The organism is Streptomyces sp. NPDC006134 (assembly GCF_040628835.1).
Lineage (GTDB): Bacteria > Actinomycetota > Actinomycetes > Streptomycetales > Streptomycetaceae > Streptomyces.
In genome coordinates this window covers 1-12342 of record NZ_JBEXTV010000104.1, presented here as the reverse complement: position 1 = coordinate 12342, position 12342 = coordinate 1, and the positions used below count along the sequence as shown (strand labels likewise).

At 74.9% G+C, this 12342-nt stretch carries 11 protein-coding genes and 1 pseudogene; 7 read left to right on the top strand and 5 right to left on the bottom strand.

Annotated features, from left to right (window positions below; all coding sequences use genetic code 11):
* Nucleotides 1-100 precede the first annotated feature (100 nt).
* The 3 genes from ABZ340_RS35565 to ABZ340_RS35555 all read right to left on the bottom strand — a co-directional run bounded on the left by ABZ340_RS35565 (nucleotide 101) and on the right by ABZ340_RS35555 (nucleotide 4145).
* On the bottom strand, nucleotides 101-1702 hold the full coding sequence (locus ABZ340_RS35565; RefSeq protein WP_358786031.1) for an MFS transporter: 1602 nt from the start codon (nucleotides 1700-1702) through the stop codon (nucleotides 101-103).
* 193 nt (nucleotides 1703-1895) lie between these two features.
* The gene (locus ABZ340_RS35560; RefSeq protein ID WP_358786030.1) at nucleotides 1896-2366 is read right to left on the bottom strand and encodes a MarR family transcriptional regulator; all 471 of its coding nucleotides are present in this window, start codon (nucleotides 2364-2366) and stop codon (nucleotides 1896-1898) included.
* Between the two features lie 33 nt (nucleotides 2367-2399).
* Nucleotides 2400-4145 (bottom strand): IucA/IucC family protein, encoded by a 1746-nt coding sequence (locus ABZ340_RS35555; protein WP_358786029.1) that lies wholly within the window; start codon nucleotides 4143-4145, stop codon nucleotides 2400-2402.
* A 119-nt stretch (nucleotides 4146-4264) separates the two neighbouring features.
* Between ABZ340_RS35555 and ABZ340_RS35550 the strand changes: the two genes are divergently transcribed.
* Genes ABZ340_RS35550 through ABZ340_RS35540 form a run of 3 tightly spaced genes read left to right on the top strand, consistent with a single transcriptional unit; the run spans nucleotide 4265 to nucleotide 7967 of the window.
* Nucleotides 4265-5791 (top strand): IucA/IucC family protein, encoded by a 1527-nt coding sequence (locus ABZ340_RS35550; protein ID WP_358786028.1) that lies wholly within the window; start codon nucleotides 4265-4267, stop codon nucleotides 5789-5791.
* 44 nt (nucleotides 5792-5835) lie between these two features.
* Nucleotides 5836-7125, top strand: a complete 1290-nt coding sequence (locus ABZ340_RS35545; protein ID WP_358786027.1) for a VWA domain-containing protein — start codon at nucleotides 5836-5838, stop codon at nucleotides 7123-7125.
* Entirely contained in the window at nucleotides 7125-7967 is an 843-nt protein-coding gene (locus ABZ340_RS35540) for a hypothetical protein (protein WP_358786026.1), read from the top strand. The genes ABZ340_RS35545 and ABZ340_RS35540 overlap by 1 nt, the downstream gene beginning before the upstream one ends.
* Before the next feature lie 109 nt (nucleotides 7968-8076).
* Here ABZ340_RS35540 and ABZ340_RS35535 read toward each other — a convergent pair whose 3' ends face one another.
* Nucleotides 8077-8727, bottom strand: coding sequence for a helix-turn-helix domain-containing protein (locus ABZ340_RS35535; RefSeq protein WP_358786025.1), 651 nt, complete (start codon nucleotides 8725-8727; stop codon nucleotides 8077-8079).
* 87 nt (nucleotides 8728-8814) lie between these two features.
* Here ABZ340_RS35535 and ABZ340_RS35530 point away from each other — a divergent pair, with 87 nt between their 5' ends.
* The 4 genes from ABZ340_RS35530 (at nucleotide 8815) to ABZ340_RS35515 (ending at nucleotide 12047) form a co-directional block, all read left to right on the top strand.
* The gene (locus ABZ340_RS35530) at nucleotides 8815-10023 is read left to right on the top strand and encodes a pyridoxal phosphate-dependent aminotransferase (RefSeq protein WP_358786024.1); all 1209 of its coding nucleotides are present in this window, start codon (nucleotides 8815-8817) and stop codon (nucleotides 10021-10023) included.
* 194 nt (nucleotides 10024-10217) lie between these two features.
* Entirely contained in the window at nucleotides 10218-10817 is a 600-nt protein-coding gene (locus ABZ340_RS35525; protein ID WP_358786023.1) for a histidine phosphatase family protein, read from the top strand.
* Between the two features lie 108 nt (nucleotides 10818-10925).
* Nucleotides 10926-11561, top strand: a complete 636-nt coding sequence (locus ABZ340_RS35520) for a hypothetical protein (RefSeq protein ID WP_358786022.1) — start codon at nucleotides 10926-10928, stop codon at nucleotides 11559-11561.
* A 63-nt stretch (nucleotides 11562-11624) separates the two neighbouring features.
* Nucleotides 11625-12047, top strand: coding sequence for an acyl-CoA thioesterase (locus ABZ340_RS35515; RefSeq protein ID WP_358786021.1), 423 nt, complete (start codon nucleotides 11625-11627; stop codon nucleotides 12045-12047).
* A gap of 169 nt (nucleotides 12048-12216) precedes the next feature.
* Here ABZ340_RS35515 and ABZ340_RS35510 read toward each other — a convergent pair.
* Nucleotides 12217-12342 (bottom strand): annotated as a pseudogene (locus ABZ340_RS35510) (ABC transporter permease); the annotation flags it as partial.

The window sequence follows — 12342 nt, the reverse complement described above, 5'->3', positions numbered from 1 at the left end:
GGTCGGCTTCGCCACGAAGCCCGCCCTCGCCCTCCGTATGATCGACCGGACCCTGGATGCCGGGATCCGTGCAGCCTGGGTGACCGCAGACACCGGCCCGTCAGGCCCCTCGGTGACGGGCCGCCTCGGGGTTGCGTCGCACACCGGCGGCGGCCACCACGGCGCCGACGACGCAGAGCACGCCGGCGACCAGGACGGCAGTGTGGACACCGTTCATGAACGCCTGGTGGCTGCCTTCGACGACGGCCGCCTCGAGCTGGGCGGGCAGGTCGCCGGAGACCGGGGCGACGCCCATGGCCACCGCGTCCTTCGCCTCGTGCAGGCCTGCCGCGGCGGGTGCGGGCACGCCCGCCGACGTCAGTTCGCCGGTGAGGGTGGAGCCGACACGGCTGCTGATGAGCGACACCAGCACGGACGTGCCGAGCGCGCCGCCGATCTGGAGCGCGGTGGCCTGCAGGCCGCCCGCCACGCCGCCGTCCCTGACCGGCGCGTTGCCGACGATGGCGTCGGAGGAGGACGACATCACCATGCCCACGCCCAGGCCGAGCGCGATGAACGGCGGCCACATCGCGGCGTAGGAGGAGTCCGGGCTCCAGCCGAGCATGACGAAGCAGGCGACGGCCTGGAGGGCCATGCCGAGCGGCATGGTCAGCCGCGGCCCGAACCGGTCCGTGAGCGCCGCGCCCAGCGGGGAGGCCACGACCGAGGCCAGGCTCAGCGGCAGCGTGCGCACACCGGCCTCGACGGGGGTGAAGCCGCGTACGTTCTGCAGGTAGAGCATCACGAAGAAGATCACACCGAGCAGGACGAAGAAGTTCAGCGCGGTGATGACGGTGCCGATGGTCAGCGCCGGGTTGCGGAACAGGCGCATGGGCAGCAGCGGGTGGGCGACGCGGGTCTCGTGGAAGCCGAAGGCGAGCAGGACCACGAGGCCGGCCGCGATGGCGCCCAGGGTGCCGCCGGAGGTCCAGCCCCACGTCTCGCCCTTGACGACGCCGAACACGATGGCGAGCAGGCCCAGGGCCAGCAGGACGACGCCGGGGATGTCGAACTTCTCGCCGTCGGCGGCGCCGTTCCTGGTCTGCGGCAGGACGATCAGGCTGAAGACGAGCGCGACGACGCCGATGGGGAGGTTGATGTAGAAGACGGACTCCCAGTCGACGTGCTCCACCAGCAGGCCGCCGACGATCGGGCCGAGGGCGGTGGAGACCGAGGAGACCATCGCCCAGATGCCGACCGCCATGCCGAACTTCCTCGGCGGGAAGACGGCGCGCAGCATGCCGAGCGTGTTGGGCATGAGCAGGGCGCCGAAGAAGCCCTGGAGCGCGCGGAAGGCGATGACGCCCTCGATCGATCCGGACAGGCCGATGGCGACGGAGGCGAGGGTGAACCCGGCGACACCGACCAGGTAGAAGGTGCGGCGCCCGAACCGGTCGCCGAGCTTGCCGCCGAGGATGAGCGCGGCGGCGAGGGCCAGCAGGTAGGAGTTGGTGACCCACTGCAGGTCGGCGGTGGAGGCGTCCAGGTCGCGGCCGATCTCCGGGTTGGCGATCGAGACGACCGACCCGTCGAGGCCGACCATGAACAGGCCGAAGGCGACGGCGATCAGCGTCAGCCACGGGTTGGCCCGCGGGCCGCGGGGCCGGTCCCCGGGCGGGGCCTGGGTGCCCGGCGCGGAGGGATGGGTGGTGGCGGAGGACATGACTGTGCTGGTTCCTTTGCGTGACTCGCGAAAGCGGAAGGGAAAGAGGAAGGGGGAGAGCGCGGCCGGTGCCCGGACCCGTCCACGGGACGTGCACGTGCCGGAACCGGCGGCCGGCCCGGAAGGGGGCCGGAGCGCGGGAAGGAGCGCCCGTCAGGACGCGCACCGGGCCGCCGGGGGCCGGTGCGCGTGATCAGTGGCGGGACTGGAGGTGACGGCCGAGTGCCTCGAGTGCGCCCAGAGCGGAGCCGAGGGCGTCCTGTTCACCGTCGGTCAGGGCGTGCAGCGCCCGGGCGACGTGGGCGCCCATGAGCCGCTCGACCTCGGCGAGCCGCTGCCGCGCGGTCGGGGTGAGGTGCAGGTGCGCGACCCTCTTGTCGGCCGGGTCCTGACGGCGCTCCAGCAGCCCTCGCTCGGTCATCTGGGTGACCAGCGCGCTGACGTTGTTCGGCTTCATCTGCAGGGCCTCGGCCGCCGCGCGCACGGTGACGCCGTCGTGGGCCTCGACGTGCCGCAGCAGCGCGAGCTGGGCCTCGGGGGGCTTGGGGTGCGCGAAGTCCCGGCCGACCTGCCGGTCCAGGGCCCGGGCCAGTGCGGGCAGGCACGCCGCGAGCCCTGCGGCTACGCGGTCGATGTCCTGGCCGGACGCACGGTACTCGGGCATACCACGCACTATAAGTATGACGATATACCTATGTCAACATAGCCGGCCGCCCGTGACACCCGGGGCCGGCGGACCGGCCGACGGACCGGCCGGCGGGTTGGGCAGCGGACCGGCCGGTGGGTTGGGCAGCGGACCGGCCAGCGGGTTGGGCAGCGGGCGGTAGCGGGCGTCGGCGCCGTCCGCGCCCGTCCAGCGCAGCAGCAGGTTGGTCTTGCCGGGCAGGGTGGGCGAGGACAGCAGGGCGGGGATCTCGGGCAGGTCGTGGCGGGCCAGCTCGCGGCGGGCGGCCGGCCAGGGGTCGAACCCCGGGTGGTGTTCGGCGAGGGCGGCGGCGATCTCGTACAGGTGGTTGACGACCAGGCAGTACACCAGCCGCTCCCAGCCGGCGGCGCGCGGGACGTCGGCCAGCAGCTTGACGCCCTCGGCGTCCCGGAACAGCGCCTGCACCGGCGTGCCCTCCCCGTCCACGGCGACCAGCGTGTTCTGCAGGTGGGCCTCCAGGACGACGCCGTGACCGGCGAAGGCGGCCAGGACGGGCGGTACGACGGCGGCCAGGTACGCCTCCCACCAGGCGCCGGGATCCGCCGCGCGCTCCAGCGGGCTGCCGGTGAAGCCCTCCGCCAGCCCGGCGGCGAGCAGCGGGGTCGCGCCGGGCGCCAGGCGGTCGCGCAGCCCGTCGCGGACGACGACGGCGAGCTCCTCGAAGGCGAAGTCCGCGGTGCGGTAGCCGCGGTCGCCGAGCCAGGCCGCCGGCGGCCCGATCACGGCGAAGGCGGCGGTCGCCGCGGCGTCGGTGCGGCGCAGCCTCAGCAGGTCGTGGCGCCACAGCCGCCGGATGTCGTTGGTGATGCGGACGTCCAGGCTGAACTTCAGGAACAGGTCCCGCCCGGGCGCGTACACGGTGCGGATCGCGGCCGTCGGCCAGACGGGGAAGGACGTGCGGCCCAGCCGGAGCAGCCGCCCGTCGGCGAGGGCGGCGGCGAGCGCCGGGCCGGCCAGGGCGAGCTGCCAGGGGTGGGCGGGCAGCAGCCGGTAGCCCGGCGGGGCCTCGCCGAGCGCGTCCAGGGCCGTGGTGTCGCCCTCCTCGGCGACGGCGTCCTCGCGCACGCCGAGCAGCGCCAGCGGGAAGCGGGCGTGCGCCTCCGGCGCGTACGGCAGCCAGCCGGCGTGCGGGCCGCCGCCGCGCGCCTTGGGGGCGGGGTGGTGGGGGTGGCCGGTGAGGAGGGACTGCTCGGACAGGAGGTACGGATCGCCGGGCGGGGTGGCGCGGGCCCGGGCGGCCAGCAGCGCGGCGACCACGTCGCGGCTGTCGGCCATCTCGGCGGGCAGTTCGTGGTTGGGCAGGCCGGTGTGGCGGGTGAGTTCCTCGGCGACGAGTTCCACCAGCTCGGTGTGGCCGAGGCGGTGCCAGCCGCCCGCCGCGTACACCTCCGGCTCGGCGGGCCGCCGCCCGCCGCGCACGCGCAGCAGCCGGCCGCTGCCGGGCAGCCGGTGCACCGGCCGCCCGGCGGAGCGCCCCGGGACGGGCTCGGCCACCTCGCGCAGCAGGCAGTTCAGCAGCGGCGCCGTCGCGCAGGCGTCGGCGCGCTCGGCGACGCCCGCGCCGTGACCGCGTCCGCGTCCACGTCCGTGGCCGTCACCGTTGCCCGTCGGGGGCTCGTCGCGGGTCCGGGGCTCGTCGCGGGTCCGGGAGTCGTCGCGGGTCCGGGAGTCGTCGCGGGTCCGGGGCTCGTCGCGGGTCCGGGAGTCGTCGTCGGCGGGCGGGGGCAGGAGATCCACGCGGTCCACTCGTTCCCTACGGTCTTGTCCCTACGGTCTGTCCATGGGAGGAGACGGACAGTATGTCCGGCGTCATCCCTGGCGCCGTGACGCCCTATTCGTACCCGAGGAGTCCGCCCGTGCACCGTCCCCCCACCGCCGAGGCCGAGGTCGCCGGCGAACTGGCCACCGTACGCCCCGGACTTCTCCCCCGGTACGCGGCCGAGCTGCCCGGCGCCCGCGCGGCCGTGCTGTCCCGGCTGTGGCGGGCGCTCGTCCACGAGCCGCTGCCCTGGGTCGAGCGCCGCGAACCGGCCCGGGAGGGGATCGTCCTGCGGCTGCTCGACGGACGCCGGCTGCACGGCCCGGCCGCCGACCCCTACCGCACCGACGCGTACGTCGCCGAAGTCCGCCTCGACGGCGTGCCGTACGGCGATCCGGCCCGGCTGACGGCGGACCTCGCCCTGCCGCACGCCGCCGGATTCGCCGCCGAACTGGGGCACGGCGTGGCGTCGCTGGCGCTGGCGCGGGCGGGACAGGACGACCGGCGGCCGGCGTCGGCGGATCACCCGGACGAGTGGCCCGCGCACGACTGGGAGTGGGAGCAGCGGGTCGTCGACGGGCACCCCTTCCACCCCAACTGCCGCTCCCGGCCCGGGTTCTCGGTGGCCGAGCAGCTCGCCTACGCGCCCGAGCACCGGCCGGTGGTGGGGCTGGGCCTGGTGCCGGTCCCGGCGGCGCGGTGCCTGACGTCCGGAGAGTGGCCGGCCCACCTGCGGGACGGGGCGCGGATGCTGCTCCCGGTCCATCCGTGGCAGGCGGCGCACGTGCTGAAGCGGCCGTGCGACGCCCGGCTGGCCGCGCACCCGCTGATGTCCCTGCGCACCCTCGCCCTGCCCGGCGGGCCGCACGTCAAGACGGCGCTGAGCACCCGGCTGACCTCCTCGGTGCGGGACATCTCCGTCGCCTCCGTCACCGCCTCCGCGGCCCTGTCGGCGTTCGGGCAGGAGCTGGCGGCGCGCACGGACGGGCTGCTGTGCGTGACGCGCACCCTGGGCGCCGCCACGGACGGCTCGCCCGACCTGGCGGCGGTGGTGCGCGAGTCGCCCGCGGCGTACGCGGCGCCGGGCGAGCACGTGCTGCCGGTGGCGGCGCTCGCCACGACCGCACTGCCCCGCTCCGCCGCCTGGCTGGCCGCCTTCGCGCGGCTCGCGCTCACCGCCGGGCTGCGCCTGCTGGAGCTGGGCGTGGCCCTGGAGGCGCACGGGCAGAACCTGCTGGTCGTGCTGGACCCGGCGGGCACCCCGCGGCGTCTGGTCTACCGGGACCTGGCCGACATCCGCGTCGGCCCGGCCCGCCTCGCCCGGCACGGGATCGCCGCGTCCGGCCTGCCCGGACGGATCGTCACGGACGACGAACGGGCCCTGCGCCGCAAGCTGTTCGGCTCTTTGGTGGGCGGCGCGCTGGCCACCGCGGCCGGATCGGGCCCGGCGCTGCGGGACGCCCTGGAGACGGCCGTACGGGACCTGCCCCGCACCCCGGACCTCGTGGCGCTCCTGGAGGAACCGCTGCCGGTGAAGGCGCTGGCGCTGATGCGGCTGTCGCCGGGGACGTCCGGGGACCTGTGGGGCGAGCTGCCCAACCCGCTCCACGGGGCGGTGCGCTGACGGCCGTTTTGGAGCACGGCACCGGCGCTCCATAAGATCCGCCGATGATCATAAGAAAACGGCTCGTGGCAGGCGTGGGCGCGCTGCTCGCCGCGCTGACGGCCGGGCTCGCCTTCCCGGCCGGGGCGGTGGCCGGTGAACCCGCCGGCGAGGACGCGCCGAAAGTGAACCTCGTGCTCGACGTCAGCGGTTCGATGCGGGCGCGGGACATCGACGGCGGCTCCCGGATGGCCGCGGCGAAGCAGGCGTTCAACGAGGTGCTCGACGCGACGCCCGAGGAGGTGCGGCTGGGCATCCGCACCCTCGGCGCCGACTACGCGGGCGACGACCGCAGGACGGGCTGCAAGGACACCGCACAGCTCTACCCGGTCGGCCCGCTGAACCGCACCGAGGCCAAGGCGGCGGTGGCGACCCTGGTGCCCACCGGCTGGACGCCGATCGGCCCCGCCCTGCTGAAGGCGGCCGACGACCTCGACGGCGGCACCGGCTCCAAGCGGATCGTGCTGATCAGCGACGGCGAGGACACCTGCGCCCCGCTCGACCCGTGCGAGGTCGCCCGCGAGATCGCCGCCAAGGGCATCGGCCTGACCATCGACACGCTCGGCCTGGTCCCCAACGCCAGGATGCGGCAGCAGCTCGGCTGCATCGCCGAGGCGACCGGCGGAACGTACACCTCCGTCGAGCACACCGACGAACTGACCGACCGTGTCAACCAGTTGGTGGACCGGGCGGCCGATCCGGTGGTGACGCCGGTGGCCACCGAGGGCGCGGACACCTGCGCGCAGGCCCCGGTCCTGAAGTCCGGTCTCTACACCGACCGGGAGGAGTTCGGGCAGCAGCGCTGGTACCGCGTGGAGGTCCTGCCGGGCCAGGAGCTGCGGGCCTCGGTGAGCGTGGCCGCCGACCGGGCCGTCGGCCCCTCCTACGGGGCGCTGCTGCGGGCGGTGACGGTGCACGGCCGGGAGATCGTGCGCGGCGAGGCGGCGGGCAACGGCCGTACGGACGTGATCTCGACGGGCCTGCGGTACCCGAAGGCCGAGCGGGACGACGCGGACGGCACGGACGCCGACGGCGGCAAGCCGGCCGCCGAGACCGTCTGCCTCCAGGTCACCCACTCCTTCTCGGCGGCCTCCGGCGTGAAGAGCACGCCCGGTCTGCCGCTGGAGCTGACGGTCGACGTCGTCGACGGCCCCGACCAGGCGGACGACGTGGCCTCCTTCGGCCTCGGGCGCGGCTGGTGGCTGCTCGGCGTGCTCGTCCTGGCCGGTTTCCTCGCCGGTCTCGTCTGGGGCTGGCTGTCGCGCTGGCGGGTCGCGGTCTGGAGGACCAACTGATGCGTATTCCCCGTGTTCTGCTTCCCCGTGTCCTGCGTATCGCGAGCGTTCCACGCGCGCTGAGCGCCGCGCTGCTGCTGCTCGGGCTCGCGGCGGCCCCCGCGGCGGCCGGCACGCCCTCCCCGGACCCGTCGGACGACGGCAAGGCCCCGGCGTTCGCGGGCACGTCGTTCCGTACGGCCGCCGAGATCGAGCAGGGGCAGCGCGCCACGGCGGACGGCTCGGCCGGCGACTACCTGTACTGGTCCTTCCCCGCGGACACCGGGCAGCGCCCCACCGTGCGGGCCACGGTGAAGCTGCCCGCGACACACGCCGCCGAGACCTGGCGGATCGACGTGTACGACGGCCTGCGCCGCCGCCAGGCCTGCCAGTACGGCGCCCAGACCCGCACCGCGGCGGCGGGAGCCGCCTCCGTGGAACTGGCCTGCGTGCTGCGCACGGTCCGCGCCTGGGCGGAACCGTGGGCCAACGACCCGCTGCCGGGCACGTACTACGTCCGCCTCACGGCCGTCGGCCTGCCGACGGCCGACCGGGGCCTGCCGGTCGGCGCCGAGGTCCGGGTCGACGCCGAGGACATCGGCGGAGCGGCGGCGGTGGACGGCTCCCTGGCCGAGCCGCTGGTGCCGGGCATCGCGGCGGACGAGCGGGACGGCGGGGACGGCGACGGCTCCCCGGCGGTGCTGTTCGGGCTGGAGCCCGACGACGGCTGGTCGTCGGGCTGGTGGTCCGACCGCTGGGTGTGGACCGCGGCGGGCGGCGTGCTGGCCGCGCTGGCGGGCGTCGCCGGGTACGCGCTGACGCGCGGATCGGGGCGGCCCTCACGGGTGCCGCCGGGGGTCTGAGACCCCGCGGAAGGGTCCGCCCGAGGACCCGGCGGAGGGCCCGCCGCTCACACGCGGCGGGCCCTTTGGCCGTCTCTCAGGTCTCTCTCACGTCTCTCGCACGCCTCCCTCACGCCTCCCGGAGCGCCTTGGCGAGCGGCCCCTCGCCCGTCACCTCGACGCGGCCGTCCCGTACGGCCTCCACCACGCCGGCCTCCCCGCGGCCGATCGCCGCACACGTCCCGGCGTCGAGAACCAGCCGGGCGTCGGGCTCCGCGGGGGCCGGTCCGTCGCCGTACACGGGCCCCTCCGCGGCACCGACGTGGATGTGGAAGTCCCCTTCCTCCAGCCGCACTTCGACCAGCCCTTCGCCCACACCCCCGTCCGCTCCCTCCAGCGCCCGCAGCAGCGGCAGCGCGAACCAGTGCGCCCGCACGGCGTCCGTGGGCCGCCGCTCCCCCAGCTCGGCCGCGCCCCACCTCCCGAGCGCCTGGAGGACGGGCAGCAGTTCCCGCCCCCGTCCGGTGAGTTCGTAGACGGAGGCGGCGCCGGGCGGCGGCAGCCGGCGGCGGGTCGCCAGCCCGTCGCGCTCCATGTCCTTCAGCCGTGAGGCCAGGACGTCCGTACTGACGCCGGGCAGGTCCGCGTGCAGGTCGGTGTAGCGCCGCGGACCGGCCAGCAGCTCACGGACGATCAGCAGGGTCCAGCGGTCGCCGACGAGGTCGAGGGCGCGGGCTGCGGAGCAGTACTGGTCGTAACTTCGGCGAGTGCGGGGTGACATGCGGCGCAGTCTAGACAACTTGTTGGACTTTCCAAGCCCGCACTTGGTAAAACCAAGCAACACCAGATACCGGAGGGGAAGCCGCTCATGGAGTTCCGGCAGTCGAACAAGCTCAGCGAGGTCTGCTACGAGATCCGCGGCCCGGTGATAGAGCACGCCAACGCGCTGGAGGAGGCGGGCCACAGCGTCCTGCGCCTCAACACCGGCAACCCGGCCGCCTTCGGCTTCGAGGCGCCGGAGGAGATCATCCAGGACATGATCCGGATGCTGCCGCGGGCGCACGGCTACACCGACTCGCGCGGCGTCCTCTCCGCCCGCCGGGCCGTGGCCCAGCGCTACCAGACGCTCGGCCTGGAGGTCGGCGTCGACGACGTCTTCCTCGGCAACGGCGTCTCGGAGCTGGTCACCATGGCCGTGCAGGCCCTGGTCGAGGACGGCGACGAAATCCTGATCCCCGCCCCGGACTTCCCCCTCTGGACGGCGGTGACGACCCTCGCGGGCGGCAAGGCGGTCCACTACCTGTGCGACGAGCAGGCCGAGTGGAACCCGGACCTGGCCGACCTGGAGTCGAAGATCACCGACCGCACCAAGGCGGTCGTGATCATCAACCCGAACAACCCGACCGGCGCGGTCTACCCCAAGGAGGTCGTCGAGGGCATCCTCGACCTGGCCCGCCGCCACGGCCTGATGGTCTTCGCCGACGAGATCTACGACCAGATCCTCTACGACGACGCCGTCCACCACTCGGCCGCCGCCCTCGCCCCCGACCTGGTGGTCCTCACCTTCTGCGGCCTGTCCAAGACGTACCGGGTGGCCGGCTTCCGCTCCGGCTGGCTGGTCGTCACCGGCCCCAAGCAGCACGCCAAGGACTACCTGGAGGGCCTGACCATGCTGGCCTCCATGCGCCTGTGCGCCAACGCGCCCGCCCAGTACGCCATCCAGGCCGCCCTCGGGGGCCGCCAGTCCATCCGCGAACTGACCGCGCCGGGCGGCCGGCTGCGCGAGCAGCGCGACGTGGCGTGGGAGCGGCTCAACGAGATCCCGGGCGTGTCCTGCGTGAAGCCGAAGGGCGCGCTGTACGCCTTCGCGCGCCTCGACCCCAAGGTGCACAAGATCCACGACGACGAGAAGTTCGTCCTGGACCTGCTGCTGCGGGAGAAGATCCAGGTGGTCCAGGGCACCGGCTTCAACTGGCCCTCCCCCGACCACTTCCGCATCCTGACCCTGCCCCACGCGGACACCCTGGAGGCGGCGATCGGGCGGATCGGGCGGTTCCTCGGCGGATACCGGCAGTAGCCGGCCTGCGTCCGGCGTCCGGCACCCGGCACCCGGCACCCGGCACCCGGCACCCGGCACCTGCGGGTGTGACGGGACCCGTCGGAGAATGCGGAGAATCCCGAGTCCGGGCCGGAGCGGGCCGGAGGCGGGCCGGAGCGGGCGGGGGATACCACGTCGCGCGGGAGCGGTACCCGCCCCCTAGCCTGTGAGACATGGGTGATCTCTTCCTCGTCCGGCACGGTGAGACCGAATGGTCGCGGTCCGGGCGGCACACCGGGCGGACGGACGTCCCGCTGACCGAGCACGGGCGCGAGGAGGCGCGCAGGCTCGTTCCACTGGTGCGGTCGCACCGCATCGGTGCCGCGTTCGTCAGCCCGTTGCAGCGCGCCCGGGAGACGGCCGAACTGATCGGGCTGGAGGGGGCCCGGGTCGACGCGGACCTCCAGGAGTGGGACTACGGCGGGTACGAGGGCGTCACCACCGTCGAGATCCAGCGGTCGCGGCCGGACTGGTTCCTGTTCACCGACGGGGTCGCACCCGGGCCGCCGGACCACCCGGGAGAGACCCCGGAGCAGGTCGGGGAACGGGCCGACCGCATGCTGGCCAAGGCGGACGCCGCGCTCGCCAACACCGAGGGGTGCGTGGTGCTGGTGGCCCACGGCCACTTCCTGCGGGTCCTCACCGCCCGCCGGCTCGGGCTGCCGCCGTCGGCCGGGGCCCTGTTCCAGCTCGCGACGGGCGCGCTGTGCCGGCTGGGCACGGAACACGGGCGGCCGGTGATCTCGGGATGGAATGTCAGACTCCCGGCGTAGTCTGCGAAGCGATCGGGTCCGGGCGCCGGATCTGTGTGCCGGGCCCGATCGCCGGGTCCGGGCGCCGGATCCGTGTGCCGGGTCCATGCAGTGGGGAGGGAGTGCGCCGTGACGCGACCGCCGACCGCCGCCCAGCGGCGTGTCATCGACACCGCCGATCCCGTCACGGGACGGCTGAGGGGGACGCCGGCGCAGCTCGCCGCGCTGGTGCGGCGGGGGCTGGCCTTCCGCCACCCCCGGCCGCCGCACGACCACTTCCTGACACCGGCCGGGCACCGGGTGCGGGAGACCGGGGCCGAGGGGCCGCCCGAGTCCGCCCCCGAGCAGCCGGCCACCGGTGTCTTCACCGCACGGACCGGCGGCGAGGAGGAACCGCCGGACACCGGCCCGGCCCGGGCGCGTGAGGTGCGCGGTGCCTGGCAGGGGCTGCTGGAGCTGCGCCGGATGACCAACGCCGACGGGGCGACGGACCGGCCGTGCGGCTGGGAGCGGTCGCATCTGGTGCAGGCCGCCGCGCTCGCCCTGGAGGCGGGCGGTCACCGTCCGGCCGGGCCGGGCGACGACGGCGGCGGCTACCGGGTGCGGGCGACCCCGCAGCCGGACGCCGTGGCCGTGCACGAACCCGACGGGGCGGCGCTGCGGGCCTGCGCGCTCACCTTGGAACGGGCGGGGTGGCACGTCGGCGAGCACACGGAACCCCGGACGAGGTCCCGTTACCTGCTGGCGTCCCCGCGCAAGGTGTGACGGACGCGTCGTGTCAGGATCGTCCGTCCGGAAGATCCACGACGACGTCGAGAGGCAGCAGCCGTGAGCGAGCCGTTTTCCGTCCCCGTGACCGTGCGCGGATACGAGACCGACGTGCAGGGCCACCTCAACCAGGCCGTGTACCTCAACTACGCGGAGCACGCCCGCTGGTCGCTGCTCCAGGCCGCCGGGATCCGGCAGGCGGACCTCGTGGCCCGGGGCGTGGGTCCGGTGGTGCTGGAGACGACCATCCGCTACCGGCGGGAGCTGCTCGCCGGTGACGAGGTGGAGGTGAGCTGCGGCTTCGAGTGGGGCGAGGGCAAGACGTTCCGGGTCCGGCAGACGATCCGCAAGGCGGACGGCACCGTGGCGGCCGAGATCGAGGCGGTGGGCGGGCTGCTGGACCTGCGGGAGCGGCGGCTGGTGGCCGATCCACGGCAGCGGTTCGAGGAACTGGCCACGGATCCGGCCCTGTTCGGGCTCTAGCCTCCGTTTCCCGGCCGGTGACGTCCGCGTCGCGGGCCCGGCGGGCAGCGGGCGGCGGCGGACGCGGACGGGGCGGCGTGCGTCCGACGCGGTGCCGGACGCACGCCGCCCCGGAGCGGGACGAGCCGTGGACCACGGCTCTCGGAGAGCCGGCCGGTCCTTCTGCCGGTTACCTCGGGTCGCGGTTGAACAGCGACGTGGACCAGAGGTAGCCGAGCGCGGTGAGGGCGAGGCACCAGGCGAGGGCGAGCCAGCCGTTGTGGCCGATCCCGGTGCCGAGGAGCAGGCCGCGCAG

Excerpts from the sequence above, each read along its gene's own strand:
- ABZ340_RS35565 (WP_358786031.1), bottom strand. The coding sequence starts at position 1,702 with ATGTCCTCCGCCACCACCCATCCCTCCGCGCCGGGCACCCAGGCCCCG.
- ABZ340_RS35560 (WP_358786030.1), bottom strand. The coding sequence starts at position 2,366 with ATGCCCGAGTACCGTGCGTCCGGCCAGGACATCGACCGCGTAGCCGCA.
- ABZ340_RS35545 (WP_358786027.1), top strand. The coding sequence starts at position 5,836 with ATGATCATAAGAAAACGGCTCGTGGCAGGCGTGGGCGCGCTGCTCGCC.
- ABZ340_RS35540 (WP_358786026.1), top strand. The coding sequence starts at position 7,125 with ATGCGTATTCCCCGTGTTCTGCTTCCCCGTGTCCTGCGTATCGCGAGC.
- ABZ340_RS35535 (WP_358786025.1), bottom strand. The coding sequence starts at position 8,727 with ATGTCACCCCGCACTCGCCGAAGTTACGACCAGTACTGCTCCGCAGCC.
- ABZ340_RS35530 (WP_358786024.1), top strand. The coding sequence starts at position 8,815 with ATGGAGTTCCGGCAGTCGAACAAGCTCAGCGAGGTCTGCTACGAGATC.
- ABZ340_RS35525 (WP_358786023.1), top strand. The coding sequence starts at position 10,218 with ATGGGTGATCTCTTCCTCGTCCGGCACGGTGAGACCGAATGGTCGCGG.